Here is a 24,993-nt window from a genome sequence, read left to right as displayed (position 1 = left end):
CGGCCGCGCAAGACACTGGACTGGCGCACGCCGCTGGAAGTTTACGCCGAGGTGCTCAAGAAATCGGTCGCTGGCCCGAGCACCCTTCAATAGCGTTGCGCTTGGAACTTGAGACCGCCATTCTTGCGGCAATATATTTATCAAATATCGATAAAAAACTGAAAGCTATGCATGGGATTAAGTATTATCGATATGTTGACGATGTCTTGATTTTCTGTGATATTTCTGAGGCTAAGAAAGTTTCAGATGATGTTATTAGAATGTTTAGTGGTATTGGGTTAAAGATTTATGACCCTGTTAAAAATCCTGAAAAGTCCAGTATTGGTTCTATAGCTGACGGGTTTAATTATTTGGGGTATCAGTTTTTTGGTAATAGAGTTACTGTCCGGGCTGGTTCTGTTGAGAAGCTAAAAAACTCTCTAGTTTCAATTTTTACAAGTTATAAATATTCTAAACAAAAAAGTGAGGATTTTTTGCTTTGGAGGTTGAATCTAAGAATTACTGGCTGTGTTTATGAGAATAAGAGTAAAGGGTGGCTTTTTTTCTTTGCTGAAATTAATGACGAAATACTTTTGCACGCACTGGATAGTTATGTAGCTAAATTGGTTAAACGATTTGATGTTGATGTCTCTCCTAAAAAATTTGTAAGAGCTTTTAAAGAGTTAAGCTATAGGAAATATGAGACAAAATATATTCCGAATTTTGATAATTACAGTTTAGAGAAGATGAGAGCCGTTCTAGTCGAGTATTTTGGTTTAAAGGTTGAAGAGTATCAAGATGAGGAGATCGAGTTTGAATTTAAGAAAAGAATAAGTAGGCAGGTGAAAGATCTGCAAATAGATGTAAAGGACTTTTCTTATTCATAAGTAAGATTTTTTTCGATAGTTCATAATAAGTCGCTGTGCCGGTAAATTTTACCTGCGTGTTTAGATTACAGATGCGCACGGCGTTATACTCTAGTTACACTAATGATTTAACCATAAGTTAGGCGGCCGGCAGCCCACTGGCTTAGCTTTAAAATGAGTACATAAGCGAGATCACAAATAAGCTATGAACTTACTCATCCTCGGCACCTCCGCTGGCGTGCCCACCAAACAACGAAACGTCTCCGGCATCGCCTTGCGCGAGAGCAAGGGAAAGGGCTGGTACCTGATCGATTGTGGTGAGGGCACCCAGCATCAGGTCTTGCATACCAAGCTGTCGTTCCATTCATTGAAAGCCATCTTTATTACCCACGTGCACGGTGATCACTGCTATGGGCTGCCGGGTATATTGGCGAGTGCGGCCACATGCGTGTATAGGAATTTGGACTATGCTGGGGAAACTAGTTTTTCTTAACGTTGCATCCTGCCGCTCAAGGATACGGTGACATGAGCCTAGAAATAACAATGGTTGTACTGCTCGCTGCCATCTTTAACGCCAGCTGGAACGCGATCGTTAAAGTAAGTGGTGATAGGATCGCCGTTATGGCGGTGATCACCCTGTTGGGCAGTTTGGTATCTGTGTTCGCACTGCCTTTCGTGGCGCTCCCCGATCCTGCCAGTTGGCCACTTCTTGGCCTAGCCATTTTGATTCATACCGCCTATCACTTTTGCCTGCCTATGGCTTACCACTACGGTGATTTTGGTCAGGTCTATCCCATCGCTCGTGGATCGGCGCCATTACTCGTTACCCTTGGCGCAGCCGCGTTCGCTGGCGAAATGTTGGGGTTTCTCCCGTTACTCGGCGTGCTGTTTCTCGGGGTTGGCGTGATGTCGCTAGCGTTCGATACAAGCACCGGTATTACCAAAAATCCCCGCGCTATCTTCCTTGCCCTCGGCACGGGCGCCTTTATCGCTTCCTACACGCTGGTGGGCGGCCTAGGTGCACGACAAGCTGGCTCGGTGCTCGGCTTTGCGGTTTTATTGACCCTCGGCAACGGCTTGCTGACGTTTGCCATTGCTCTGACGTGGAAAGCCAAGGAGATAAAAAGAGTTATATCCAGCAATGTGGCACCCGCGGTTGTCGGCGGTGGAATGCAGGTCGGTGCGTATTGGATCGTTATCTGGGCCATGGCCTACGCCCCACTCGGTATGGTCTCTGCTTTACGTGAAACTAGCGTATTGTTCGCAGCGCTTATTTCCACCATCATTCTGAAAGAAGGTTTTGGCGTCTGGCGGTTTGTTTCTTCAGGCTTGATCGCTTGCGGTATTGCGTTGACGCGTTACAAGCCTTGAAACTCATCCGCGAAGTCATCGGTGGGGAATTCACCTTTTTTGTTGTTGCTTGGTGCGCAACAGGCTATAGTTTCTTCATGATTAAATCATTCCGTCACAAAGGACTGAAAAGGTTCTACGCGTCTGGCAGCACTGCTGGCATACAGGTGGATCATGCCAAGAAGCTGCGTATGCAACTTGCTGCTCTGGATACAGCTATGTCAGTAGAAGATATGGATATCCCAGGTTTTCGGCTCCACCCGTTGAAAGGGAAAGACAAGGGGCGATGGTCGATTTGGATCAACGGAAATTGGCGCATGACGTTCGAATTTCGGGACGGCAACGCCTACATTCTTGATTATGAGGATTATCACTGATGACGATGCATAATCCGCCGCATCCAGGCGAGTTTATTCGGGAAGTTTACTTGGAACCCTTTGGTATTAGTTCCCGTCAGCTTGCGTCCAGTTTGGGCGTTTCACCTTCTACGCTGTCACGGTTGCTCAAGGGGGATAGCGGCATTAGCCCCGAAATGTCTTTGCGTCTATCCAAAGTGCTTGGGCGCACCCCAGAAAGCTGGCTGGCGATGCAGGATATGTATGACCTATGGATGGCTCGCAGCACAATTAATTTGGACGACCTTCAGCCATTGGATTTTGAAGCCGCTTAACGATAGCTATCGTTGCTTCTGATCCTCCTGTCGAAAAAGTCCGAGAAACCGAACTTATTGGAACTCTATATGCCTGCACCCCAGGTTTGGGGTTCTAAAACGAAAGCATGGATGCGATATGAATCTACTCTTCCTCGGCACCTCCGCCGGCGTACCCACCAAAACCAGAAACGTCTCCGGCGTCGCTTTGCGAGAGAGTAAAGGAAAGGGCTGGTACCTAATCGATTGTGGTGAGGGCACCCAGCATCAGGTTTTGCACACGAAGCTATCGTTCCATTCATTGAAAGCCATCTTTATTACCCACGTGCACGGCGACCATTGCTATGGGCTGCCGGGCATACTGGCGAGTGCGGGAATGGGTGGCCGGACAGCGCCGCTGACCATTGTGGCCCCCGCAGGTATCAAGGCGTGGTTGGAGGCCACCTGCGAGGCCACGCATCTATGCTTGCCCTTCACTTTGGAGTTTATCGGCTCGGACGAGCTGCCGAGCGTTGAGTTTGAGAGCATCGCGGTTACCACGTTCAGGCTTTCACACCGGGCGCCGTCATACGCTTATGGGTTTACGGAGAGGAAGGTCGACGCTGCCTTGGACGTGGATAAGCTAGCGCAGAAGGGGATTCCGAGAGGGCCGTTGTGGGGGCAGTTGAAGCAAGGGTTTGACGTTGGGTTTGAGGGTGAGCTTTTAAAAAGCCATGACTACCTGATCTTCAAGCACAAGCCGAGAAAAGTGGTGATCGCTGGGGATAATGACCAGCCTGACTTGTTGTTTGCGGCGTGCTCAGGGGCACAGGTGCTGATGCATGAAGCCACCTACACCGAAGAAATGGCCCAGAAGGCCGGTGATGTGGGGCATAGCTACGCCAAGCTTGTCGCCGCGTTTGCCGAATCGGTTCAGTTGCCCAATCTGGTGCTGACGCACTTCAGCCCCCGTTACCAGCTCAGCCCCCATGCGTCGCCGTCCATTGAGGACATCCGCAAAGAGGCCCTGCGCGTCTATTCGGGTTCGATTTACCTGGCGCGGGATTTTGGCGAATACACCCTGGATAAAGCGGGCCGCTTTGCTGAAGTGCCGGGCGAGTAGTTTTTTCGGTACTCGTCACGAGCGATTAGATGCCTATGAGAGAGAATATGTTGAAAAATGCTCGGCCATACTTGAGCAACTCCTTGCCTTTGACACCTGATACGTTGCAGGGTACATTTAATAGATGATCCGAAGCTTCAAACACAAAGGCTTGGCAAAATTCTTTAAATCCGGCAGCACTGCAGGGATTCAGGCCGCGCATGCAAAGAGACTTCGGCTTATTCTTGGTCGACTTAATGCAGCGTCAGATGCCAACGATATGGACTTACCAGGCCTTCGGTTGCACGAACTCTCAGGTAAGCGCTCTGGAATCTGGTCCGTCACGGTGAGTGGTAACTGGCGCGTGACGTTCCGGTTCGAGGACGGAGATGCCGAGATAGTGAATTATGAAGATTACCACTGAGGTACCGCCAATGCTGATGCACAACCCTCCCCATCCTGGTGAAGTATTACGCGAGCTTTGCTTGGAGCCTCTAGGCCTTACTGTGACAGCCGCTGCCGAAGCGCTGGGTGTAAGCCGCAAAACGCTCAGTGCCGTGCTGAACGGCAAGGCAGGTATTAGTCCTGAAATGGCTGTGCGGCTTTCTATTGCGTTTGATACCTCTGCGGAAAGCTGGTTGAACCAGCAGTCCCAATACGAGCTTTGGCATGCCGAACAGCATCGCAAAGAGCTTAAAGTAAAGAGGCTGGTTGCCGCTTAAAGCAGCGGTGGTTTAAGTACACCCTGGATAAAGCGAGACACTTTGCTGAACTGGCGGCAGAATAACTGCTTTCATCCCGCCGCCCCTTGAGTGCTTGCCGCTCAGATCAGTCGCGGCAATAGCCTTCACCTGTTTTAACTACCAGGCAGTCTTCCTTTTCCAATAGCCACTTCATGCCGGTGGCTTTGCCGTCGCCCGCACGAAGCAGCTGTGGGCCGTCCCCGCGTTTGAAGCGAATGCCTTCGGCGGTGGCCTGCCCTTCGAAGGTGCCGATTTGATCGGCATCCAGGCCGTAGCGCATGTGGAGGAGATAATGGCCCGGGCCTTCAGGCTCGTCCTTGCTGATTTCCAGAAATAACCCTTCAACGCCTGTCCATCGGCCGACCCATTGGTCGGTCATCTGATGATGGGGCTCGCTTTGCCCGGTTGATGTAACTGAGTCCGGCGTGTCTGATGCGGCGTTATTGCTGTTTTGAGCACACCCGCTGATCAGTAATAGGGTGCTTAACGCTAACGCTGCTTTTGCCATATCTGTCTCCTAATCACTACTGCCGTTACTCACAATATACACGTACCATGCTTTCTTTAGTTTGATCGAATTTTGGAATATGTCGAAGGGATATACAAAATGCAAAAGGTAAGAATTGACCTAGTATCTGATGTGGCCTGCCCGTGGTGCGCGATTGGCTATCGTCGCCTGGAGCAAGCGTTAGAAACCCTTGATGGCGAGATCGACGTTGAGCTCTTCTGGCAGCCCTTCGAGCTCAACCCTGACATGCCGCCCGAGGGCGAGCCGATCCTGGAGCACTTGTGCCGCAAGTACGGCAAGGATGCTGCCAGCATGGCGCAGTCCCAGCGCGAGATTATGGCGGTGGCCGAGGAGCTTGGGCTGAATTTTAGTGGTGCCCAGGAGCGCCGGGCGAACAATACCTTCGCTGCCCACCGCGTGCTGGCGTGGGCCGCAACGCAAAATCTAGAGACGCCCCTGCAATTGGCACTGTTCGAGGCCTACTTCGGTGAGGCGAAAAACCCTTCAGACCCAGAGGTCCTACGCGAGAAGGCCATTGAGGTCGGCCTTGATGGTGATGCTGCCGAGGCCATCGCCCGGTCTGATCAGTACGCGGATGAAGTGCGAGCGGCAGAGCAGCACTTTATGGAGGCAGGGGTGAACGCCGTACCGGCATTTATTCTAGATGGACGCTACCTGATTTCTGGCGCCCAGCCCGCCGACGTGTTGGTCGATGCGCTTCGTCAGGTGGCCGAGGAAAACGCTAGCCGCTAATGTCCCTGTTCCACTGTGCTTCGCGCTGGCAAGATGCCAATAGGCACACGCTTTGCTCTTCAGTCAGGTGGCTTGCTTGATGATGGGCCTCATCCAAACAGGGATAGGTATCCGAATCAGCGGCTGTTTGTGATTCGAATTGATGGTTACGCTTGGCTGGTACCGTACGTCGAGAATGAGAGAGAAATTTTTCTCAAAACGATTATTCCCAGTCGCAAGGCCACCAAGAAATTTCTAGGAGGGCAATATGGCTAGGACTAAATTAGAGCCTGAAGAGCAAGAGTTGCTTGAGGCATATGATTCCGAGGAGTTTGAATCGGATCTGAATGCTGATCGTCGGGAATATCTCACGAAGGCAGCGGAAGAAACGTTCAAGAAAGACAAACGTATCAACATTCGTATTTCCAGCCGGGATCTGGAAGCGCTTCAGCGCCGAGCGTTGGAAGAGGGGCTGCCGTACCAGTCTCTGGTTTCCAGTGTTCTTCACAAGTATGTTTCCGGTGGCCTCAAGGACATTTCTGCTCACAAATCAGGACAGCGGAGACGCTAGCGCAATCCAGGCCTATGTGGGGGATTCGCAATGAGTAAGTGGAATAAAGAAGAGCAGGATACTCTGGACGCATTTGATGCGGGAGAGTTGCAGCGAGCGACAGATGTTGAAGACAGAAATGCAAAGCATCAGCAGTATGCTGAGGCGATGCTCAAGAAAGATGCCAGCATTCTTCATAAATATGTGGAAGGACGCTTGCATTAGGCTCGGTAGTTAATCCGCCTATTCATTGAGTCAGAGCGCTGGCTCTCTCAAAGCCAGCGCTCAAGCCCTTGCTTCAAAAACTCTCAACGTATCGCTGGCTTGGTCGATGGAAACAACACCATCCAAGTGGCCTCGATTGCCTTCCTGGGTTACCGGTGCCGCCCACTTCAATCAGAGCAGTAATGCGAGCGGCGGCAATGCCATGCAGGGGTTGCTCAGTAGGCGTTTCGCCTGAGCGCATGGGAAACGGCAGGATGTTAAAACCTTCTACCTTCTTCAGTATAAAGAAGGCGAAGCTAGCCCGAGAAAAAGACAGTCAGACTATCCAGTTTAATGAAGTATGGCTGATCTACGGGGTAGCTCTGAACTTGGCGCCGCGCAATATTGATGTGCTATAAATATGCGCATACAGTAAGTGCATAGTTATGCGCGAGGAGTGAATCATGCAAGCCGCCGAAGCGACCAAATCTAGACGCAAGCCAACGAACTTATCGCTAGATAGTGCCCTTCTAAATGAGGCCAAAGCGCTGGGAATCAATGTTTCACGATCAGCAGAGGCAGGGATTGCGGAGGCGGTGAAGCTGCATAAGCAGAAGCAGTGGTTGGAGGACAATGCCAACGCCCTTGCAAGCTCGAATGCATACGTTGAAGCGAATGGATTGCCTCTTGCACGGCACCGTCAGTTCTAATGGCCCGTTTCGATATCTTTGAAAATAAGGGTGGGGATGGCTATCTGCTGGATGTTCAGACAGATCTTCTCAGTGGCTTGAACACTCAAGTGGTCGTGCCACTGCTGCCCAAATCCTCGGCACCGTCTCCTGCTCAAAGGCTAAACCCGGTGTTCAACATTAAGGGCCAAGAGGTTGTTATGGTGACTCAGTACATGGCTGCTGTGCCTGAAAGCGAATTGCGTTTTATTGCAGGTAGCCTTGCTGAGCAGCAAGACGAGATTTCTGCGGCGTTGGCTATGCTGTTTTTGGGATTTTAAGGTTGAGCTTGTAGGGATTCCACCGATTGCGTCGTATCGGCCGCACTTGAGCTGCTCTGCAATGAATGCATTAAAATGTTGTCAAAAAAAGCGGCGCTGGTGTGATAAACGCTGGCTTTAGTCTAAAAGCCAGCGCTCCCCCCTTACTTCAAAAACGCCCGCAACGTATCACTCGCTTGGTCGATGGAAACAACACCATCCAAGTGGCCTCGGTTGCCTTCCAGGGTTTCAAGCGTCACGTCGGTGCCGTCAGCCTCAATCAACTCGGCGGTGCGGCGCACGCCTTGGGGCGCGAAGACAAGATCGTTTTCGCTGTATAGCATCAGGGTTGGTGCTTCGATAGCGGCAAGCCCTTCCTCTAGTGAATCGCCGTGGCCCGCCATAAAGGTTTGGTTGGCGCGCACCAAGTAGAGTAGGTGGTTGGCATCGGAGGTCTCGGCACGAGCGGCAGCGATATCATCCAGCGTTTGCTCGATGGCGTAGCGGGCATTGATATCCTCAGCCGGGTCGCGCGCTTCATCGGCCCAGTCGCGGTTAAAGGTTTCGTTGGCCCATTGCCAGTGGTTGGCGTTGAGAGTGACCAGTTTCAGCGCTTCTTTTAGCCCCTCGGTGGGTGGCTCGCCGTCGTAGTAGTTTCCCTCGTTCCAATTGGCATCCAACCGAATCGGCGCAGCCCAGGCGCTTAGCGTTGCCAGCAGCCAGGGGTCGGCAACGCCGCCGCCAATCACTGAGATTAGCCGTTCGACGCGGTCAGGGTAGGCGCTGGCCCACTCGATGGCCTGTAGCGCGCCCATCGAGGCACCCATCACCGCATGCAGTGATTCAATCCCTTGGCTCTCTAACAGCTCGCGCTGAACCTCGACAAAGTCACGAATGGTGACAACTGGGAAATCCATCCCCCAGGGCTCGCCGGTATCAGGGTTGATGGAGGCGGGCCCGGTGGTGGTGACGTTGTGGTCATTGGCACCGAGGTTGACCAGGGTATCCGAGGAGATGATGTAGTACTCATCGGTATCCAGTGGCTTGCCGGGGCCAATGATGGCATCCCAGTAGCCGGTCGGCTGCCCATCTTCCTCATAGCGGCCAGCCGCATGGCTGGTGCCTGAGAAGAAGTGGGTAATCAGAATGACGTTATCGCGGGCGTCGTTTAATTCACCGTAGGCTTCCCAGCCCACGTTGACCTCGGGAATGGTCACGCCCCCTTGGGTCGTGAAGTTTTCCATCTCGAAGGTCTGTTTTTCGACCACGCCATCCCAGGCCATTACCGATGAAGAGGCCACTAGGCTGATACCGATCACGGCCGAGGCAGTGAGCAGAGGGTGCCGTTGTATAAGTACCATAAGCGATCCTTAGATGAGAGGTTATTGTGGTTGTTATTGGCGACAGTGAGCCGCTGCCTTCTCAGCGTAGTCGGTTCTAGCGCATTTTAAACGGATTCGCTGCCCCCTCGTAAATGTGGTGCGATCTGCTTGAGGCGCTTGCCTATAGGTATCACGTATTGGCACCGGATTTACCCACCTTTGCCAATCTAACCAAGACGATCAATCAATTTGCGGAGCAGTTGCAGCTCGATCGCTACGCCAGTATCTAGGCAAGCGTTACCCCACCGGAGCGGTGCAAATAGACAATACTCAAGGGTTGAAGCTTTAGTGGCTAGAGGTTTTATAGTGAAGGGAATGAATAATCCGAATGAGGTTAACAGATGGGACATCATCATGATCATGCCCACATTGATCCGGTCTCTGGCGACCGGCGCGTCAGCATTTCCATTTGGGCCAATGGTCTGTTAACCATCGCCCAAATCGTCGGTGGCATTCTGTCGGGAAGCCTGTCTCTTATCGCTGATGCGCTGCATAATTTTTCTGACATGGCAGCGCTCGTCATTGCCTTTGCCGCCCGCAAAATCGCAAGACGGCCTGCCGATGCGCACATGACCTTTGGCTATGGCCGCATCGAGATAGTGGCAGCACTCATTAACTACACCACGCTCATTATCGTCGGCGTCTATCTGATTTACGAAGGCGCTATGCGCATGATCCATCCCCCTGAGATACAGGGTTGGATCATCGTTATCATTGGTGGGGTCGCGCTTGTCATCGATGCACTGACCGCCATGCTCACTTGGTCGATGCAAAAAGAGAGTGTCAATATCCGCGCTCTGTTTCTGCACAACTTATCGGATGCGTTTGCCTCCATCGCCGTGATTATCGGCGGCTCACTGATTTTGCTGTACGACATGCGTTGGGTAGATCCCGCCATTACGATAGGGATTGCGCTGTATATTCTTTACCTTGCCTTCTCAGAAATTGGTGGCCCTATCCGCACGCTGATGCTGGGATCTCCGCCTGACATTGACGGGCAAGGCGTCATTGAAACCGTACGGAACATCGAGGGTGTCCAGGATATTCATCATGTGCACCTGTGGCAGATGCAGGAAAATGCGGCCGCCCTTGATTGCCACGTGGTTATGACGGAAGCAGGTTGGCAGCGGCTTGAATCAGTGAAAGCAGCGATCAAAGATCAGCTAAAAAAGCGCTTCAACATTGTCCATTCCAGCTTGGAGTTTGAGCATATTGATCACGCGCATCAGGATGCCAACCTTTATGGGCATGAGTAACAGGCCAAAACACGCTCGTTTAGATGTCTATTTACCATTTGGCTTCATGTCGTAGCGTCCCGACCTGGTTTTTTAACCACACCTTTGAAACAGAGAGAGAAAAATGTTCAAAAAAACGTCTTTTATGCTTGCGGGTACGTTGATGCTAATGGCTGCCATCGTGATGGTATCAAAACCTGCACTCTTGGATATGCAAGCTGAGGCGGCCAGTGAGAATGGAGCCCAGGCCGAAAGTTCCTTGGTGCGTTCACACTCCCCAATCCTGGGGCAAGCAGACGCGCCAGTGACGATTGTTGAGTTTTTCGACCCGGCCTGCGAAGCCTGCCGCGCCTTCTATCCACTTACCAAACGTATTCTGGAAACCTATCCGGAAAAAGTGCGGCTAATCGTGCGCTATACGCCTTTCCACGGCGACGTATCTGATAAGGCCATTCGTGTGTTGGAAGTCGCGCGTCGTCAGGGGGTGTTCGAACCGGTACTGGAAGCACTGCTGGCTCGCCAGGAGCAGTGGGCATCTCATGGCAGTTTTGATGAATCCGCTATCTTGGAAATCGCCAGCGAAGCGGGTCTTGATCGAGCGGCTGCCGAGGAACAACTTACCTCTGCTGATGTACAGGCGGTGATCGACCAAGACATGGCGGATGTCAGGGCAAACCAGATTCGCCAAACACCGACCTTTTTCATTAATGGCGAACCTTTAGACCCCTTTGGTATGCAAGCGCTGATTGATGCCGTAGAGAGACACGTACAGGCGACCTCTGAAGCAGAGGATGGCCAGTGATGCAGCGCCGGTGGCTAATAGGCCTTAGACAGGTTACAGGCTATCGGTACGTCCTCTACGGTGATGTTCATGTAGGCGTGGCTATTGAGCGCTGAAGCGCGCCGTGTCTTGAGGGCGCGCCGTTAGATCAGTCGCGGCTGAAGCTAATGCCATCGTCGGTTACTTGGCCTGCCGTTTTGGCAGTATGTATGTAAAGCGGTGTCGGCCCAAACGAGACTCAGTACATTTTAAACGGATTCAACCCGTTGGCTTGCTGCATCATCATGCGTTTGGCGAACGGGAAGCGCTCGGCGAGCTGTAGACTTAAGTCGCCTAGTTGGCGCAGCGGCTTGGCACCGGTAAACAGGTGGTGAAAAGTGTCGGTGGCGGCGATCATCGCTTGGTTGGCAGCGCGGCGCTGGCACTCAAAGCGCAGTAGGTTGACATAGTCACCGGGGTCGCGGCCCTGAACGATGATCTCGGCCAGGGTGTCAGCGTCGTGCAGGCCGATATTTAACCCCTGGCCCGCCAACGGATGCACCACATGGGCGGCATCGCCAATCAGTGCTAAGCGCTTGCCGATATAGCGGTGGGCGTGCTGGCGCTTGATGGGAAAGCTGGCCCGCGCCACGATGCGAATAAGATTACCCAGGCGTTTGGGGAAAGCCATTTCGATGGCGGCTTTCAGTGCATCGTCGTCCAACTGCTCGCGGGCTTTGGTGGTCTCATCTCTGTCGTACCACACCAAGGAGGCGTTGTGGCCGGGCAGCGGCAGCATGGCCAAGGGGCCGGTGGGGGTAAATACCTGCCAACTAACATCCTGCTGTGGCAGTTCGGTTTCCACGTTAATGATCATCGCCCGCTGATGATAGTCATAGTTCGTCACGCTAATGCCGGCCAGCGAACGCAGCGTCGATGTTGCCCCGTCGGCGCCGACAATCAGGCGGGCGCTTAGGGTTTTGCCGTTATCCAACTCCAATAGTCGGCTGTTCGTCGCCGACACGGTACTTAACGGTGCGCACTGGGTATAACAAGTAACGCTGGGCAGCTGTTCTATGCGCTGCCATAGCGAATACTGCAGCGTACGGTTTTCGATAAAGATGCCGAAGTCTTTCATGCCGCTATCTTCAGCGGAGAACAGCGAATGGCCGGTGCCGTCCTGGTTGGAAACATCGATATGGCGAAACGGGCAGCTACGCTCTTCCGGCAGGGTGGTGCCGCTTGCCTTGATAAATGCCAGCGAGCGCGCATTCAGCGATGAGATGCGCAGGTCATAAACGCCGCTGGGTGGGGTAGGGGCATCGCCTTGCTCAACCAAACCCACGGAGAAGCCCGTATGGCCCAAGCGCGCCGCCAGTGCGGCACCGACCATTCCGCCGCCGACAATGATGACATCATGGTCGTGTTGCTCAGACTGTTGCATCATATGCTCCTTAAAATGAGGTGCTTTTGCGCATTGCGCAGGCATTGCTTGTCATACAGTATCGTTGAGTTTGAGCAAGATTGCCTAGAGGTGAACGATTGTCGCAGGCCATGGAAATAGCCAATAGCGTTACCCAGGCGGGTGAGGAGCTGGCAGCGTTTATTCAACAGCACCCCAAACTGTGGGTGATTACCGGTGCGGGCGTAAGTACCGACAGCGGCATTCCGGACTATCGGGATGCGGATGGGCAGTGGAAGCGGCCGCCACCGGTGCAGCATGGCGACTTCATGAGTTCTCATCACGTACGCCAGCGCTACTGGGCTCGCGCGCTGATCGGCTTTAGCGCTATGCGCGAAGCCCAGGCCAGCGGTGCGCACCGTGCGCTGGCCGCGCTGGAGTCACGTGGCTATATCCAGCAGTTAGTGACCCAAAACGTTGACCGTTTGCATCAGCGGGCTGGTTCGCGACGGGTGATCGACCTGCATGGCCGGGCGGATATGGTGAAGTGCATGGTGTGCGACTACCAAATGATGCGCCATGCCATGCATGCCGAAATGGCGCGCATGAATCCGAGCTTTACTGGTTTGCAGGCGGGGCACGCTCCGGATGGCGATGCCGACCTGGAAACCGATTTCAGCACGTTTCGTATTTTCGACTGCCCGCGCTGCAGCGGTATCTTAAAGCCTGATGTGGTGTTCTACGGCGATGTGGTGCCCGCCGAACGGCGGCTGGCAGCCCAGGTAGCGCTGGCCGAGGCGGAGGCGGTGCTGGCCGTGGGCACCTCGTTGATGGTGTTTTCAGGCTACCGTTTCTGCCGCGCCGCCCATGAGCGGGGCATCCCGTTAGCATCGCTCTCCCTCGGCGTCACAAGGGCAGATGCGCTATTGACCCATCAGTGGCGAGCGCCGTTGACGCCGGTGCTTGAGCAGGCAGTTCGCTGTTTGCAGGGCACTTAGTCCTGTTCAGCACTAGCGCGCCTTCGATACCCACGCATTATCTTCCAACCAGAGCCGCCATGGCGCATCGCGGTGCTCGGGTTTGGCGTAATCGATGCCCACACGTGGGCCACTGACTATCGAGGCGTCGTGGGTTGCTGTGCTAATCCAGAGCTTGTCAGCCTGGGTCATATCGTGACCATACAGCGCTTTATCGATCGTCATTGCACGAGTGAGCTTGCCGGGGCCATTGCTGAGCTGTTTACCTAAAGCTTGGCGGGTGGCTCGCATGGCGGCTTCGTTAACGGTGGGCTCTATCGCACGAATCAACACCGCGCAGGGCGAGCCTTCCGGTTCAGTCACCACGTTTAGCAGCCAGTGCATGCCGTAAACGAGATAGACATAAGCGTGGCCAGCGGGGCCGAACATCGCTTCTGTTCGCGGTGAGCGGCGACGGTGGGCATGGCAGGCAGAGTCTTCGGCGCCGCAATAAGCCTCGGTTTCGACAATTCGTGCCGCCATCTGCTCGCCATTATGTTCACGCACCAGCCAGCAGCCCAGTAGGTCTCGCGCCACTTCGAGCGTGTCGCGATTATAGAAGTCGCGGGGGAGGGGTGTTAGCGCGCTGCTTTTAACATTAGGCAAAGTTGGGCACGGTTTTAACATCATCGCCTCGGCGTTTACTTGAGTAGAGTGCTAGGGTATTAGCTAACCACAGCCAATTGAAGCGGAGTGTATCGTGCTGTCATTTGAACATCTTTATGCCACCTTGCCTGAACCTCTCTGGGTCGCTACCCAGGCAACGCCCGTGGCCAGCCCAGAGCTGATCGCATTTAATGCCCCGCTTGCCCGTGAACTGGGAGCGAATGACGTTCCTGAAGCTGCGACGCTGGCTCAGTGGTTTAGCGGTAATCAGCCCATGCCGAGTTCTCAGCCGGGCGCATTAGGTTACGCAGGCCACCAGTTCGGCAATTTTGTGCCCCAGTTGGGCGATGGCCGCGCGCTGCTGCTGGGTGAGGTGATCGACCAGAGCGGCGTGCGCCGCGATGTGCAGCTAAAAGGCAGCGGCCGCACGCCGTTTTCTCGCGGTGGCGATGGTCGTTCGCCGCTAGGCCCGGTGCTGCGTGAATACCTGGTCAGCGAATTTATGGCCGCGATGGGTATTCCCACCACCCGTGCTCTGGCGGCAGTGACCAGCGGCGAGCGGGTGGTGCGGCAGATGGCCGAGCCTGGCGCCGTCTTTACCCGCGTGGCAAGCAGTCATATTCGCGTGGGCACCTTTCAGTTTGCCGCTGCGCAACGGGATGAAGTACTGCTTAAAGCACTGGCGGATCATGTTATTGAGCGCCACTACCCGGAAGCCGCCAACGCGGAAGACCCGTATTTGGCGCTATTAGAGGCGGTGGTGGCCCGCCAAGCGGTGCTGATTGCGCGCTGGATGAGCGTCGGCTTTATCCACGGCGTGATGAATACCGATAACTGCAGCATCGCCGGGGAGACCATCGACTACGGCCCCTGTGCCTTTATGGAGCAGTTTGATCCACAGAAGGTGTTTAGCTCCATCGATCAGGGTAAGCGCTACGCCTTTGAGAACCAGCCCGCCATTGCTCAGTGGAACTTGGCGCGCTTTGCCGAAACGCTGTTGCCATTAATGCGTGAAGAGGGCGACGCGCTGGTGCAGCAGGCCACTGACGTCATTCGTCGCTTCGATACGCTGTTCAGCGCAGAGCAGCTCCGCTTGCATGCCGATAAACTCGGCTTGGCGGCGGAAAGCCCTCAAGCAGCGCCATTGATGGAAGCACTGGAAAGCCAGATGCATCAAGGGCGGATGGATATGACCGCCACCTTCGATGCGCTCACTCACTACGCACTTTCGCCGAGTGATGAGCACCGTGAAGCGCTGCTGGCGCTGACGACTCAGCCCAGTGAGTTGACCGCGTGGCTGGAGACTTGGCAGGCCGAGCAAGTCGTCAGTCAAGACAGCCCGCGCTCCGCCGCCATGCGAAGCGCCAACCCGGTGATCATTCCCCGCAACCACCGGGTTCAGGAAGCCATTGATGCCGCTTACGATGGTGATTTTGCGCCTTTCCACACTTTATTGGCAGTTGTGACTAAGCCGTTCGATGAATCTGTTGAAGCGCGCCGTTCAGCAGCGCCTGCTACGGAAAATGAGCAAGTGTTGAGAACGTTCTGCGGCACCTGAGGCTGTGATAAACTGTGGTTTTTTACAGGTAGAAGGGTAGCCGGTGCGCAAAATCATTCACTGCGACTGTGACTGCTTTTATGCAGCAGTGGAAGTGCGCGACAACCCCGCGCTGCGGGATATCCCCATTGCCATTGGCGGCAGCGTCGAGCAGCGCGGGGTGGTTGCCACCTGCAACTATCCCGCCCGCGAGTTTGGCATTCACTCGGCCATGCCCATGGGCCAAGCGCTTAAGCGCTGCCCGCATCTCACTGTGATTCGCGGCGATATGGCCAAATACAAAGAGGTCGCCCGCCAGGTCTTCGCCATTTATCGCGATGTGACTGAACTGATCGAACCGCTCTCGCTGGATGAGGCGTTTCTGGATGTCTCAGAGGTCACGCTGCATCACGGTAGCGCGACACTAATGGCCGAAGCGATCCGCGAACGGGTCAGCCGAGAAGTGGGGATCACCGTTTCAGCAGGCGTCGCGCCCAATAAGTTTCTGGCTAAAATCGCTAGCGACTGGAACAAGCCCGACGGCCTGTGCGTGATCACGCCAGATAAGGTCGATAGCTTTGTGCAGCAACTGCCGGTCAAGAAAATCCATGGGGTGGGCCCGCGTACGGCTGAGAAGTTAGCGGGGCTGGATATTCATACCTGTGCTGACCTGCGTACCCGTTCGCTAACCGACCTGGTCGAGCACTTTGGCCGTTTTGGACGGCGGCTGCATGAGCTAAGCTGGGGGCGGGACGAGCGCCCAGTGAAAACCCACCGGGAGCGCAAATCGGTGAGTACCGAGCAGACCTATGCTCAGGATTTACCCAACCTCGATGCCTGTCACCGAGAACTACCCGCGCTGATCGAAGATCTGGAGCGCCGCTATGCACGTCTAGACCCGCCATTGGCGGTGCGCGGCCTCATCGTCAAAGTAAAATTCAACGACTTTACTCAAACCACCGTCGAACACGCTGATCCTGCTCCCAATCTTGCTCAGTTCGAAACGCTGCTTAACGTTGGCTGGGCCAGAGGCGAGCGCCCCGTGCGCCTGCTGGGCGTAGGCTATCGGCTCGCGGAAAACAGCCAGGAGCATCAGCTGTCGTTGTTTTAATTAGCCTGTTAATCCTTTTATGGATTGACGCTCCACCAGGCCCGCGATAAAACAGACGTATGATAGTTTGATTTGTTTATCCTACATTTGATTACTCACGAGCCCTGCCATGCCTGCTGATGCTACCCAACGCCCCCGTTTAGTGTTTGCCCATGCCAATGGTTTTCCAGGGCTGAGCTATCGCAGCTTGCTCAATCCGCTGGCAGAGATGTTTGACCTGCACCCGCTGGATCGGCTGGGCCACCACCCGGATTACCCGGTGAATCACAATTGGGGCAATCTGGTGGATGAGCTGCTGAGCTACCTACCGCAGAGTGATAAACCGCTGCTGGGCGTGGGGCATTCGCTGGGGGGGACGCTGATGGCCATGGCGGCCGATAAACAGCCCGAGCGCTTTTGCGGGGTGATCATGCTGGACCCGCCGTTGATGCTGGGAACGGATGCCTGGGCGATGAAAGCCGCCAAGCGGTTTGGCTTTGTGGACCGGGTAACGCCAGCGGGTAAAACCTTAGGGCGGCGCACCGTGTGGCCGAGCAGAGAGGTCATGGCGACTTCGCTGGGGCGTCGTGGTCTGTTTCGCCGCTTTACCCCGGAAGCACTCAACGACTACATTGAAGCAGGGACACGCATATTGGATGACGGCAGCGCAGAACTGACCTTCGATCCGAGTATTGAGGTGGAGATTTTCCGCCATCTGCCGGATCACCTTTCGCGCCTGCCACAGCGGCTTGGCGTGCCGCTTGAGCTGGTGGCGGGTAACGAGTCGCACCTGTTGACGGCATCTCGTATCAAACGCTTGAGGCGCAAGGGGTTATCGGTGAGCGAGGTTCCCGGCACGCATATGTTCCCGATGGAGCATCCGGATGAGACGCGTGCCGCCATATTGGCTGCCTGGCAGCGTATCGCCAGTACCAGTCAGTCTTCTCATACAGCATAAGGAGGCGTTATGTATCTTTCCGTACAGCTTAGCTATTACCCGCTGGCCGATGATTTCAAGCCAGTGGTCAAAGAGGTGGTAAAACGCTTGGAAGCGACGGGGCTGGAAGTGCACCCGAACCGTATGAGTACACAGGTATTTGGCGAGTTCGATGAGGTAATGGCAGCATTAAGCGATGTGATGAAGTGGTCGTTTGAGACCCATGGTAAGGCGGTATTTACGGCTAACTTTTTGGAAGGAGACCGTCGGCCTCGGTAACTGAGCCGGAGCCACTGGGTAGGATCGGCCGTTGTCACCGCTCTGTAGAGCGTGCGATTTTTTCATGTCGTTAAAACAGGCTCAATAACTTGCCCAGCGTTTCCATACCGCGTTCGCTGCGTTGGGTCCAGGGATGGCCCTAGCTTAAGCGCACACAGTGGCGAAACTGCTGGGGCGCGGAAAAAATCGGCCCTGGCGCCAAGCTAACGCCCTGGTCCAGCGCTGTCTTAAAGAGCCGAAGCGAATCCAACTTTTTGGGGAACTCCACCCACAGAAAGTAGCCGCCCGCTACCCAGCCGACCCGATAGCCAGGCACCAAGCACGTTGAGAAGAAACTGCATATCATGCTTTAGATGACCCTTCGATTTATATACCGGTGAGATGCGTTTTTAGGGCCTACTCGTCAGTAAGCGATTTGAATAAGGTTATAGTTGAACTGCATAATTAATGGGACGAGAATATTATCATGTTGACAGCGCTTGTTTTTTTGATGATTTTGGTGGGAGTGACGACTTCTTGGTATCAAATCTATCAAATGCATTTCAATATTAATACATATGATAGCTCTAAACTTTCGGGTAAGAAAAACAGGCAGTTCGAAAAGCTTAGCGTCTACGAAAAGAGAGCAGTTGAAAATCAAGATGCCTCCCTTCTTGATAAAGAGACTGTTGATATATTCGGTAATGATTTTAATGTGGAAGCATTACGGATTGCTTTTTCTAAAGAGGGGCGGGAGATTTATGGAGTGCCGCTTTTAAGGCGTAAAAAGGGTTTGGTTTTAAATTCGTCGAGCAAAAAGGGAAGTGGTAGTACCAGTGCTCGCCATGCTCTTTGCTTCAAGACGGGGCTGCCTTCAATCAACCTGAGAAGCTTTTTTATAGTCGCCGTCATTGCTAACTGTGGGTTGATTCAATTATTGGCGGCCATGAGTATCTACACCATTCACTATGAAGTTAGTGTGTCGATTTTAGAGTGGATTAATCAACCTGTGATGATTATGTCTATGATATTTTTTATTGTGTTCTTGAACTACTTGATCTCTAAAGTAGATGCTTATATGCATGATCTTTATCAGGTTGGAAAGTTGAATCAGCTGGCGCCTTTATTCAAGTGATGTTGTCAGGTTTGACGTTCTTTGAAATGAGGCGATAGCCTCATTGACTAGACAAAAGCTGGCTAGACAGAAACGCCGCCCGATTGGGCGGCGTATGTTTGAATATTGATGATGCTTAGGTCAAAGATTCCAGGCAGGACTCGATGATATCCAGGCCTTCGTTGAGTACGTCGTCTTGAATGGTGACGGGCATCAGGAAGCGGATGGTGTTGCCGTACATGCCGCAGGAAAGCAGGATCAAGCCCTCTTCGCGAGCTTTCTTGCACAGCGCGGCAGCCAGTTCTGGGTTAGGCGTATGCTCGGCTTTGTTCGACACCAGCTCAAAGGCAGCCATCGCGCCCATGTTGCGCACGTGGTCGATGCAATCAAACTTGTCTGCCCACACGTTAAAGCGCTTGGCCAGCTTGTCGCCCAGGGCTCGGCTCTTCTCCAGAATGTTCTCTTCTTCAAACACTTCCATGACCGCTAGCGCCGCCGCACAGGCAGTGGGGCTGCCGGTGTAGGTGCCGCCCAGCGAGTTAGGGCCTGAAGCGTCCATCACTTTATCGGTACCGACGATAGCAGAGATCGGCATGCCATCAGCCATACTCTTGGCCATGGTCATGATGTCCGGCTCGACGCCGCTATGTTCGATGGCAAACATTTTGCCGGTACGGCCAAAGCCCGACTGCACTTCATCGACGATCATCAGCATGCCGTGCTCATCGCAGATTTCGCGAACTTTAGTCAGAAAGCTGGTAGAGGCGGGGTAGAAACCGCCTTCACCAAGCACCGGCTCAAGCACGATGGCCGCGGTGTCTTTCGGGTTGGCATCGGTTTTCAGCGTCATTTTCAGGCCGCGAATGGCTTCATCTTCGCTCACGCCGTGGTAGGGCACTGGATAGGGCGCACGGAAGACGGTGCCCGGCATCGGGCCGAAGTCGCTCTGGTAAGGCGCCACTTTGCCGTTCATGGCCATGGTGTAAAAGGTACGACCGTGGTAGCCGCCATCGAAACAGATAACGTTGGAGCGGCCGGTAGCGGCGCGGGCGATCTTGACCGCGTTTTCCAGCGCTTCCGCACCGGAGTTGGCCAGCATGACTTTGGCATGACCACGAACCGGAACGATGTGACTGAGCTTTTCCGCGACCTTAACGTAGCCTTCATAAGGCATGACCGTCTGGCAGGTATGCATCAGCTTATCGAGCTGGGCTTTTACCGCCGCGACGACTTTAGGGTGACGGTGACCTACGTTGAGTACGCCAATGCCACCCGCGAAGTCGATAAAGCGGTTGCCGTCCGCGTCCCAGATTTCAGCGTTTTCCGCGTGGTCGGCGAATGCCGTTGCAGGGCTTGCGGCGCCAGCAGCGACGTATTTATGTTTCAGCTCGTTCAGTTCGGCATTGCTGCTCATGGCTTACTTCCTAATTGATGAGGGATGATCTTTCAGCATAGTACTTATAAGCATAGTGCTTAATAGCTTTGATTACATTGATGACGAGGCAATGACAACACGATTGCGCCCCGTTTGTTTAGCTTGATACATAGCTTTATCGGCACGATCAAGTAGCCGTGTGCCCGAGGCTTCAACGTAGCTGGCAATCCCCGATGAGAGCGTCACCGTTAATTGATGCTCGCTAAAGGTTTGTTGCGCGACGCTTTTACGCACACGCTCCATTCCCTGATAGGCCTCTTCAGCATTCACGCCCGGCATAATGATCAGAAACTCTTCACCGCCCAGGCGGACATGAAAATCGGTATCCCGCAGTGTTTTACTCACTAACGCTGTCATTTGTTGAAGCACGGTATCCCCCGTGCAGTGACCGTAGGTGTCGTTGATTGCTTTAAAGTCATCCAGGTCATAAATCGCGATACTAAAGGTGGTGCCGTATCGCTTGCAGCGTTTGATTTCTTCGTCGAGGCGTTGCAACCCCGCACGTCGATTGAACAGCTCCGTTAGCTCATCATGATGGGCTAGGTGATCCAGGCGTTCATTGGCCTGCTTTAAACGCACTTCCAACTGCTTGCGCTGGGTGATATCGATAATAAAAGTCACTTTGCGCGATTGACCATCTTCGCCTTCAATACGTGCCGCTTCGGCAATAATGGTGTGAACGTTGCCGCTTTTCGTCAGTACATCCCACTCTTGGCGAAGTTCATGGGTTTCATTGCCTTGAATGAAATCATCGTGTAAAGCCGACAGCCGAGCGCGAAAAGCTTCGGGCACGACCACCGTAAAGTGTTGGCCGAGTATTTCCTCTTCACGATAGCCATAAAACTCGCAGTAGGCAGGGTTGACCATCTCAAAATGCCCGGAGGGATTGGTGATGCAGATACCGATGGGTGCCGCTTTAATAACGTTTTCAGTGTTGCGCTTTGACCGGTTAAAAAGCTGGTAAAGGTGATCGGGACTAACCTCTTTCATTCACTGCTCCTGATCCAAATAGACTTCACTTTTTAACCCTGCTAACAGAGCAGTTATGTCATCACCGAGTGAGTTAATAGCCGGTTTTGCAAAGTAAAAGCCTTGCTGGCGCACGATGCCTGAACGGGCCAGCCATAGTGCTTCGGCGCGAGTTTCAACGCCTTCAGCAATCAACGTCATATCGAGTTCTTGAGCGAGTAAGATGATCGCGTTTAACAGCGCTTGGCGGCGAATATCACTATCGCAATTCATGATCAGCTCACGATCAATTTTGAGCTTATCAGGCGTTAACTCGGTCAGTAAGTCCAAATTGGCGTATCCATTGCCAAAGTCATCGAGCGCCGTTTTGAAGCCCATGGAGCGGTAGGCATCGATGATATTGCATAGGTGCTGCCGGTCGAGGACGCGTTCGGTTTCGGTAATTTCAAAAATAAGCCGATGGGTGGGCCAGCCCACTCGCTTGGAAACTTCTAATGTTGCCTGGATACATGCTTCCGGCTCATAAACGGCGTTGGGTAAGAAATTGATCGAAAGGTCGGTTTGCATATCCAGTGCGCTAGCCATCTCGATTGCTTTTACCCGGCAGGCCTGATCAAACCGGTAGAGCAGGTCGTCGGTGACTTGGGCAATGACACTTCCTGCGGATTCACCGTTCGAGCCACGAACCAGTGCTTCATAGGTGACGATTTTGGCCAGCGATAGATCCACGATTGGTTGAAAGGCCATGGTGAACTCAAAGGGCAAATCGCCTTCACAGCGTTTGCAACTGCCATTAACGCGTGCACACTGGCTCATAGCTGATCCTGTGGGGTGGGGTCGGATAACGTTGTTAATGATAGCTTAATGCCCGCAACCTACACCGAAGCATTCAACGCTATTTAGTTTAAATCTTAATACATTTCTTGTGTAGGTGTTGTACAGCTTAGCATTGCTAAGCACGAGCCGGTAACTCCCCGCTTCCTGGCTAACAGTGTCTGTTGGTGCTGTCGGCCAAAAAAAAGCGCCGTTTAAGGCGCTCGATAAGAGAAATAACAAAACACTACAGCTAGATAATCCCCGCTTCGCGAAGCGCAGTTCGCTGCTCCAAGCTAATGCCGAGTTCATCCAACACGCTTTCCGTATGTTGGCCCAAGTGCGGCGGCGCCGTGGTGGCACTCAGTTGAGCGCCATTAAAGCGGATAGGATTGGCCACTAGATCAACGTGGCCCGCTTGGTCGTGGGGCAGGGTCTGTTTGAGCCCGCGCGCTTTTACATGCGGGTCATCGAACACCCGATCGAGCGTATTGATCGGCCCGCAGGGCACACCGACCGCTTCAAAGGCGGCCAGCCATTCATCGGTGGTGCGTTGGGCCAGCGCCGCTTCCAATTGCGGTACCAGCAGTGCCCGGTGATTCACCCGGGCGCCGTTGGTGGCAAAGCGTGGGTCTTCAGCCAAGGTCGGTAGCGAAAGCACCGTGCAAAAACGCTTGAACTGCTCGTCATTGCCGACCGCCATGATCATATGGCCATCTTGGGTGGCGAACGCCTGGTAAGGCACGATGTTGGGGTGGGCGTTACCCAAGCGCTGGGGCACATTGCCGGAGGTCAGGTAATTCAACGCCTGATTGGCGAGCACACCCACCTGGACATCCATCAATGCCATATCAATATGGCAACCAACGCCGCTATCGCGGCGCTGATAAAGCGCGGCGAGTATCGCATTGGCCGCATACAGCCCGGTAAAAATATCGGTAAACGCGACGCCGCTCTTCACTGGCCCGCCGCCAGGTTCGTCATCGGGCTTGCCGGTTAGGCTCATAATCCCGCCCATGGCTTGAATCATAAAGTCGTAACCCGCCCGGTGGGCGTAAGGGCTTTCCTGGCCAAAACCGGTAATCGAGCAGTAGATCAGCTTAGGATTTAGCGCTTTCAGGCTGGCGTAATCCAAGCCATAACGCTTGAGGCCGCCGACCTTGAAGTTCTCTATCAGCACATCCGATTGCGCGACTAACTGCTTAATTACCGCTTGGCCTTCGGGCTTGGCCATATCGACGGTCACTGAGCGTTTGCCGCGGTTAGCGCATAGGTAATACGCCGACTCTTCTGTGCCTGCTAGCCAAGGAGGGCCCCAGTGGCGAGTGTCATCGCCGCTGCCGGGGCGTTCAACCTTGATGACATCCGCGCCCATATCCGCAAGCATTTGACCGCACCACGGTCCGGCCAGTACGCGGGAGATATCGAGTACTTTAATGCCGGCCAGTGGTTTGGTGGGCTCACTCATAAGGGGCTTGCTCATAAAGGCTGTTTCCTTGGCTGATGGCGTTTAACGGGGAGTCATTCAGAGATTTTTAAAAGAACGCCTGAATACCCGTTTGTGCACGGCCCAGAATCAGCGCGTGCACATCGTGAGTACCTTCGTAGGTATTCACCGACTCCAGGTTGACCATATGGCGAATCACGCCGTATTCATCAGAAACGCCGTTGCCGCCGTGCATATCGCGCGATTGACGGGCGATATCCAGTGCTTTACCGCAGTTGTTGCGCTTGATCAGCGAGACCATTTCCGGCGCCCAGTTGCCACTATCCATCAGGCGGCCGACTTGCAGCGCTGCCTGCAAGCCCAGAGTGATCTCGGTTTGCATGTCGGCGAGTTTTTTCTGGATCAGCTGGTTCGCTGCCAGCGGGCGACCGAACTGCTTGCGGTCTAAGGTGTACTGGCGTGCCGCGTGCCAGCAGAATTCAGAGGTGCCCATGACGCCCCAGGCAATGCCGTAACGGGCTTTGTTCAGGCAGCCGAATGGGCCTTTCAAGCCGCTGACGTTGGGCAGCAGGTTCTCTTCAGGAACGAAGGCGTTATCCAGCACGATCTCACCGGTAATCGAGGCGCGTAGCGAGACTTTGCCTTCGATTTTGGGCGTGGTGAAGCCTTCGGTGCCGCGCTCAACAATAAAGCCTTTGATCTGGTTGTCGTGGGCTGCTGATTTCGCCCATACCACCGCGATATCGGCAATTGGGCTGTTGGTGATCCACATTTTGGCACCGGTTAGGCGGTAGCCACCGTCGACTTTTTCGGCGCGGGTAATCATGTTGCCGGGGTCAGAGCCGTGATCGGGTTCGGTCAAGCCGAAACAGCCGACCATTTCGCCGCTGGCAAGCTTAGGCAGAAATTTTTGCTTTTGCTCTTCAGAGCCGTAAGTCTCGATGGGATACATCACCAGCGAGGACTGCACGCTCATGGCGGAGCGATAGCCGGAGTCAACGCGCTCGACTTCACGGGCAATCAGACCGTAGGCGACATGATTAACCCCCGCACCGCCGTATTCAGGAGAAACCGTGGCACCGAGCAGGCCAAGCTCGCCCATTTCGGTCATGATTTCGCGATCGAATCGCTCTTCACGGAAGGCGGACAGTACGCGGGGCTGAAGGTTTTCCTGGCAGTAATCGTAGGCCGCATCGCGAATCTGGCGCTCTTCATCGGTGAGCTGTTGCTCCAGTAGCAGCGGGTCGTCCCAGTTAAAATGTGTCATGGCGTGATTCCTCAGGTAGTGGGCAGGAGGTTCGTGGCAGGAATAAATGCAAAATAGCTGGCAATCAATGTATCG

At 53.9% G+C, this 24,993-nt stretch carries 30 protein-coding genes and 1 pseudogene; 21 read left to right on the top strand and 10 right to left on the bottom strand.

The genetic code is table 11. The features are described 5' to 3' along the window. The first annotated feature begins 167 nt into the window (after positions 1–167). The 8 genes and pseudogenes from HZS80_RS14735 (at position 168) to HZS80_RS14700 (ending at position 4,647) form a co-directional block, all read left to right on the top strand. Entirely contained in the window at positions 168–866 is a 699-nt protein-coding gene (locus tag HZS80_RS14735) for a hypothetical protein (protein WP_422822373.1), read from the top strand. Positions 867–1,050: 184 nt separating this feature from the next. Then, positions 1,051–1,284: pseudogene (locus HZS80_RS14730) on the top strand (MBL fold metallo-hydrolase); the annotation flags it as partial. 86 nt (positions 1,285–1,370) lie between these two features. After that, entirely contained in the window at positions 1,371–2,216 is an 846-nt protein-coding gene (locus HZS80_RS14725) for an EamA family transporter (protein ID WP_179916519.1), read from the top strand. Then, the gene (locus HZS80_RS14720) at positions 2,213–2,572 is read left to right on the top strand and encodes a type II toxin-antitoxin system RelE/ParE family toxin (RefSeq protein WP_246362107.1); all 360 of its coding nucleotides are present in this window, start codon (positions 2,213–2,215) and stop codon (positions 2,570–2,572) included. The genes HZS80_RS14725 and HZS80_RS14720 overlap by 4 nt, the downstream gene beginning before the upstream one ends. After that, entirely contained in the window at positions 2,572–2,865 is a 294-nt protein-coding gene (locus HZS80_RS14715; RefSeq protein ID WP_179916518.1) for a HigA family addiction module antitoxin, read from the top strand. The genes HZS80_RS14720 and HZS80_RS14715 overlap by 1 nt, the downstream gene beginning before the upstream one ends. 118 nt (positions 2,866–2,983) lie before the next feature. Next, a complete protein-coding gene (locus HZS80_RS14710; RefSeq protein ID WP_179916517.1) occupies positions 2,984–3,946 on the top strand; it encodes a ribonuclease Z in 963 nt (320 codons plus the stop codon). A 124-nt stretch (positions 3,947–4,070) separates the two neighbouring features. Further along, positions 4,071–4,349 (top strand): type II toxin-antitoxin system RelE/ParE family toxin, encoded by a 279-nt coding sequence (locus tag HZS80_RS14705; protein WP_138800920.1) that lies wholly within the window; start codon positions 4,071–4,073, stop codon positions 4,347–4,349. 10 nt (positions 4,350–4,359) lie between these two features. Further along, complete coding sequence (locus HZS80_RS14700) at positions 4,360–4,647, top strand: HigA family addiction module antitoxin (protein WP_022520034.1); 288 nt, start codon at positions 4,360–4,362, stop codon at positions 4,645–4,647. Between the two features lie 106 nt (positions 4,648–4,753). On the opposite strand, the gene HZS80_RS14695 is transcribed toward HZS80_RS14700, so the two are convergent. Then, positions 4,754–5,176 carry a hypothetical protein gene (locus HZS80_RS14695; protein WP_179916516.1) on the bottom strand — a complete coding sequence of 141 codons (423 nt, stop codon included), beginning with the start codon at positions 5,174–5,176 and terminating at the stop codon, positions 4,754–4,756. A 99-nt stretch (positions 5,177–5,275) separates the two neighbouring features. Here HZS80_RS14695 and HZS80_RS14690 point away from each other — a divergent pair, with 99 nt between their 5' ends. From HZS80_RS14690 to HZS80_RS14670, 5 genes are all read left to right on the top strand, one after another. Next, positions 5,276–5,929, top strand: coding sequence for a DsbA family oxidoreductase (locus HZS80_RS14690; protein WP_179916515.1), 654 nt, complete (start codon positions 5,276–5,278; stop codon positions 5,927–5,929). Between the two features lie 247 nt (positions 5,930–6,176). Then, on the top strand, positions 6,177–6,479 hold the full coding sequence (locus HZS80_RS14685) for a CopG family antitoxin (protein ID WP_035564496.1): 303 nt from the start codon (positions 6,177–6,179) through the stop codon (positions 6,477–6,479). A 30-nt stretch (positions 6,480–6,509) separates the two neighbouring features. Then, the gene (locus HZS80_RS14680) at positions 6,510–6,683 is read left to right on the top strand and encodes a hypothetical protein (RefSeq protein ID WP_179916514.1); all 174 of its coding nucleotides are present in this window, start codon (positions 6,510–6,512) and stop codon (positions 6,681–6,683) included. A gap of 443 nt (positions 6,684–7,126) precedes the next feature. Continuing rightward, positions 7,127–7,372, top strand: coding sequence for a type II toxin-antitoxin system CcdA family antitoxin (locus tag HZS80_RS14675; RefSeq protein WP_035564494.1), 246 nt, complete (start codon positions 7,127–7,129; stop codon positions 7,370–7,372). Beyond that, positions 7,372–7,671 (top strand): CcdB family protein, encoded by a 300-nt coding sequence (locus HZS80_RS14670; protein ID WP_179916513.1) that lies wholly within the window; start codon positions 7,372–7,374, stop codon positions 7,669–7,671. The genes HZS80_RS14675 and HZS80_RS14670 overlap by 1 nt, the downstream gene beginning before the upstream one ends. A gap of 143 nt (positions 7,672–7,814) precedes the next feature. On the opposite strand, the gene HZS80_RS14665 is transcribed toward HZS80_RS14670, so the two are convergent. After that, on the bottom strand, positions 7,815–9,011 hold the full coding sequence (locus HZS80_RS14665; protein WP_179916512.1) for an E22 family MetX-like putative esterase: 1,197 nt from the start codon (positions 9,009–9,011) through the stop codon (positions 7,815–7,817). Between the two features lie 362 nt (positions 9,012–9,373). Between HZS80_RS14665 and HZS80_RS14660 the strand changes: the two genes are divergently transcribed. Then, complete coding sequence (locus HZS80_RS14660; RefSeq protein WP_179916511.1) at positions 9,374–10,288, top strand: cation diffusion facilitator family transporter; 915 nt, start codon at positions 9,374–9,376, stop codon at positions 10,286–10,288. Between the two features lie 103 nt (positions 10,289–10,391). Then, complete coding sequence (locus HZS80_RS14655; RefSeq protein WP_179916510.1) at positions 10,392–11,069, top strand: DsbA family protein; 678 nt, start codon at positions 10,392–10,394, stop codon at positions 11,067–11,069. A 217-nt stretch (positions 11,070–11,286) separates the two neighbouring features. Here HZS80_RS14655 and HZS80_RS14650 read toward each other — a convergent pair whose 3' ends face one another. After that, positions 11,287–12,471, bottom strand: coding sequence for a UbiH/UbiF/VisC/COQ6 family ubiquinone biosynthesis hydroxylase (locus HZS80_RS14650; RefSeq protein ID WP_179916524.1), 1,185 nt, complete (start codon positions 12,469–12,471; stop codon positions 11,287–11,289). A gap of 110 nt (positions 12,472–12,581) precedes the next feature. On the opposite strand from HZS80_RS14650, the gene HZS80_RS14645 reads away from it, so the two are divergent. Then, positions 12,582–13,427 carry an NAD-dependent protein deacetylase gene (locus HZS80_RS14645; protein WP_179916509.1) on the top strand — a complete coding sequence of 282 codons (846 nt, stop codon included), beginning with the start codon at positions 12,582–12,584 and terminating at the stop codon, positions 13,425–13,427. A 12-nt stretch (positions 13,428–13,439) separates the two neighbouring features. Here HZS80_RS14645 and HZS80_RS14640 read toward each other — a convergent pair whose 3' ends face one another. Beyond that, positions 13,440–14,051 carry a DNA-3-methyladenine glycosylase gene (locus tag HZS80_RS14640; RefSeq protein ID WP_218927727.1) on the bottom strand — a complete coding sequence of 204 codons (612 nt, stop codon included), beginning with the start codon at positions 14,049–14,051 and terminating at the stop codon, positions 13,440–13,442. Positions 14,052–14,145: 94 nt separating this feature from the next. Between HZS80_RS14640 and HZS80_RS14635 the strand changes: the two genes are divergently transcribed. From HZS80_RS14635 to HZS80_RS14620, 4 genes are all read left to right on the top strand, one after another. Next, entirely contained in the window at positions 14,146–15,609 is a 1,464-nt protein-coding gene (locus HZS80_RS14635; RefSeq protein ID WP_179916508.1) for a protein adenylyltransferase SelO, read from the top strand. Positions 15,610–15,652: 43 nt separating this feature from the next. Beyond that, positions 15,653–16,699 (top strand): DNA polymerase IV, encoded by a 1,047-nt coding sequence (dinB, locus tag HZS80_RS14630; RefSeq protein ID WP_035564478.1) that lies wholly within the window; start codon positions 15,653–15,655, stop codon positions 16,697–16,699. A gap of 109 nt (positions 16,700–16,808) precedes the next feature. Beyond that, a complete protein-coding gene (locus HZS80_RS14625) occupies positions 16,809–17,636 on the top strand; it encodes an alpha/beta fold hydrolase (protein ID WP_035564476.1) in 828 nt (275 codons plus the stop codon). Positions 17,637–17,645: 9 nt separating this feature from the next. Further along, positions 17,646–17,894 carry a YkoF family thiamine/hydroxymethylpyrimidine-binding protein gene (locus HZS80_RS14620; protein ID WP_008958845.1) on the top strand — a complete coding sequence of 83 codons (249 nt, stop codon included), beginning with the start codon at positions 17,646–17,648 and terminating at the stop codon, positions 17,892–17,894. Between the two features lie 139 nt (positions 17,895–18,033). Here HZS80_RS14620 and HZS80_RS14615 read toward each other — a convergent pair whose 3' ends face one another. Then, positions 18,034–18,240, bottom strand: coding sequence for a hypothetical protein (locus tag HZS80_RS14615; protein WP_281372599.1), 207 nt, complete (start codon positions 18,238–18,240; stop codon positions 18,034–18,036). A gap of 120 nt (positions 18,241–18,360) precedes the next feature. Between HZS80_RS14615 and HZS80_RS14610 the strand changes: the two genes are divergently transcribed. After that, complete coding sequence (locus HZS80_RS14610; RefSeq protein ID WP_179916507.1) at positions 18,361–19,008, top strand: hypothetical protein; 648 nt, start codon at positions 18,361–18,363, stop codon at positions 19,006–19,008. Positions 19,009–19,123: 115 nt separating this feature from the next. Here HZS80_RS14610 and gabT read toward each other — a convergent pair whose 3' ends face one another. The 5 genes from gabT to HZS80_RS14585 all read right to left on the bottom strand — a co-directional run bounded on the left by gabT (position 19,124) and on the right by HZS80_RS14585 (position 24,918). Beyond that, positions 19,124–20,401: a 4-aminobutyrate--2-oxoglutarate transaminase gene (gene gabT / locus HZS80_RS14605; protein ID WP_179916506.1), complete on the bottom strand. Its 1,278-nt coding sequence runs from the start codon at positions 20,399–20,401 to the stop codon at positions 19,124–19,126. Between the two features lie 72 nt (positions 20,402–20,473). Next, positions 20,474–21,412, bottom strand: a complete 939-nt coding sequence (locus HZS80_RS14600) for a GGDEF domain-containing protein (protein WP_179916505.1) — start codon at positions 21,410–21,412, stop codon at positions 20,474–20,476. Continuing rightward, positions 21,413–22,207, bottom strand: coding sequence for an EAL domain-containing protein (locus HZS80_RS14595; protein ID WP_179916504.1), 795 nt, complete (start codon positions 22,205–22,207; stop codon positions 21,413–21,415). A 250-nt stretch (positions 22,208–22,457) separates the two neighbouring features. Further along, the gene (locus tag HZS80_RS14590) at positions 22,458–23,672 is read right to left on the bottom strand and encodes a CaiB/BaiF CoA transferase family protein (protein WP_035564811.1); all 1,215 of its coding nucleotides are present in this window, start codon (positions 23,670–23,672) and stop codon (positions 22,458–22,460) included. A gap of 67 nt (positions 23,673–23,739) precedes the next feature. Continuing rightward, positions 23,740–24,918, bottom strand: coding sequence for an acyl-CoA dehydrogenase (locus HZS80_RS14585; RefSeq protein WP_179916503.1), 1,179 nt, complete (start codon positions 24,916–24,918; stop codon positions 23,740–23,742). Positions 24,919–24,993 lie beyond the last annotated feature (75 nt).

The organism is Vreelandella glaciei (assembly GCF_013415125.1).
Lineage (GTDB): Bacteria > Pseudomonadota > Gammaproteobacteria > Pseudomonadales > Halomonadaceae > Vreelandella > Vreelandella glaciei.
Note: the sequence above shows the minus strand (reverse complement) of the source record. Positions and strands in the feature narration are given on the sequence as shown.

Bases quoted from the DNA above. Each gene is read 5' to 3' on its own strand.
- HZS80_RS14595 (WP_179916504.1), bottom strand. From the start codon at position 22,207: ATGAGCCAGTGTGCACGCGTTAATGGCAGTTGCAAACGCTGTGAAGGC.
- HZS80_RS14655 (WP_179916510.1), top strand. From the start codon at position 10,392: ATGTTCAAAAAAACGTCTTTTATGCTTGCGGGTACGTTGATGCTAATG.
- HZS80_RS14615 (WP_281372599.1), bottom strand. From the start codon at position 18,240: ATGATATGCAGTTTCTTCTCAACGTGCTTGGTGCCTGGCTATCGGGTC.
- gabT (WP_179916506.1), bottom strand. From the start codon at position 20,401: ATGAGCAGCAATGCCGAACTGAACGAGCTGAAACATAAATACGTCGCT.
- HZS80_RS14725 (WP_179916519.1), top strand. From the start codon at position 1,371: ATGAGCCTAGAAATAACAATGGTTGTACTGCTCGCTGCCATCTTTAAC.
- HZS80_RS14670 (WP_179916513.1), top strand. From the start codon at position 7,372: ATGGCCCGTTTCGATATCTTTGAAAATAAGGGTGGGGATGGCTATCTG.
- HZS80_RS14715 (WP_179916518.1), top strand. From the start codon at position 2,572: ATGACGATGCATAATCCGCCGCATCCAGGCGAGTTTATTCGGGAAGTT.
- HZS80_RS14705 (WP_138800920.1), top strand. From the start codon at position 4,071: ATGATCCGAAGCTTCAAACACAAAGGCTTGGCAAAATTCTTTAAATCC.
- HZS80_RS14625 (WP_035564476.1), top strand. From the start codon at position 16,809: ATGCCTGCTGATGCTACCCAACGCCCCCGTTTAGTGTTTGCCCATGCC.
- HZS80_RS14620 (WP_008958845.1), top strand. From the start codon at position 17,646: ATGTATCTTTCCGTACAGCTTAGCTATTACCCGCTGGCCGATGATTTC.
- HZS80_RS14710 (WP_179916517.1), top strand. From the start codon at position 2,984: ATGAATCTACTCTTCCTCGGCACCTCCGCCGGCGTACCCACCAAAACC.
- HZS80_RS14650 (WP_179916524.1), bottom strand. From the start codon at position 12,471: ATGCAACAGTCTGAGCAACACGACCATGATGTCATCATTGTCGGCGGC.
- HZS80_RS14690 (WP_179916515.1), top strand. From the start codon at position 5,276: ATGCAAAAGGTAAGAATTGACCTAGTATCTGATGTGGCCTGCCCGTGG.
- HZS80_RS14695 (WP_179916516.1), bottom strand. From the start codon at position 5,176: ATGGCAAAAGCAGCGTTAGCGTTAAGCACCCTATTACTGATCAGCGGG.
- HZS80_RS14600 (WP_179916505.1), bottom strand. From the start codon at position 21,412: ATGAAAGAGGTTAGTCCCGATCACCTTTACCAGCTTTTTAACCGGTCA.
- HZS80_RS14610 (WP_179916507.1), top strand. From the start codon at position 18,361: ATGTTGACAGCGCTTGTTTTTTTGATGATTTTGGTGGGAGTGACGACT.
- HZS80_RS14665 (WP_179916512.1), bottom strand. From the start codon at position 9,011: ATGGTACTTATACAACGGCACCCTCTGCTCACTGCCTCGGCCGTGATC.
- HZS80_RS14675 (WP_035564494.1), top strand. From the start codon at position 7,127: ATGCAAGCCGCCGAAGCGACCAAATCTAGACGCAAGCCAACGAACTTA.
- HZS80_RS14700 (WP_022520034.1), top strand. From the start codon at position 4,360: ATGCTGATGCACAACCCTCCCCATCCTGGTGAAGTATTACGCGAGCTT.
- HZS80_RS14680 (WP_179916514.1), top strand. From the start codon at position 6,510: ATGAGTAAGTGGAATAAAGAAGAGCAGGATACTCTGGACGCATTTGAT.
- HZS80_RS14645 (WP_179916509.1), top strand. From the start codon at position 12,582: ATGGAAATAGCCAATAGCGTTACCCAGGCGGGTGAGGAGCTGGCAGCG.
- HZS80_RS14660 (WP_179916511.1), top strand. From the start codon at position 9,374: ATGGGACATCATCATGATCATGCCCACATTGATCCGGTCTCTGGCGAC.
- HZS80_RS14590 (WP_035564811.1), bottom strand. From the start codon at position 23,672: ATGAGTGAGCCCACCAAACCACTGGCCGGCATTAAAGTACTCGATATC.
- HZS80_RS14735 (WP_422822373.1), top strand. From the start codon at position 168: ATGCATGGGATTAAGTATTATCGATATGTTGACGATGTCTTGATTTTC.
- HZS80_RS14685 (WP_035564496.1), top strand. From the start codon at position 6,177: ATGGCTAGGACTAAATTAGAGCCTGAAGAGCAAGAGTTGCTTGAGGCA.
- HZS80_RS14585 (WP_179916503.1), bottom strand. From the start codon at position 24,918: ATGACACATTTTAACTGGGACGACCCGCTGCTACTGGAGCAACAGCTC.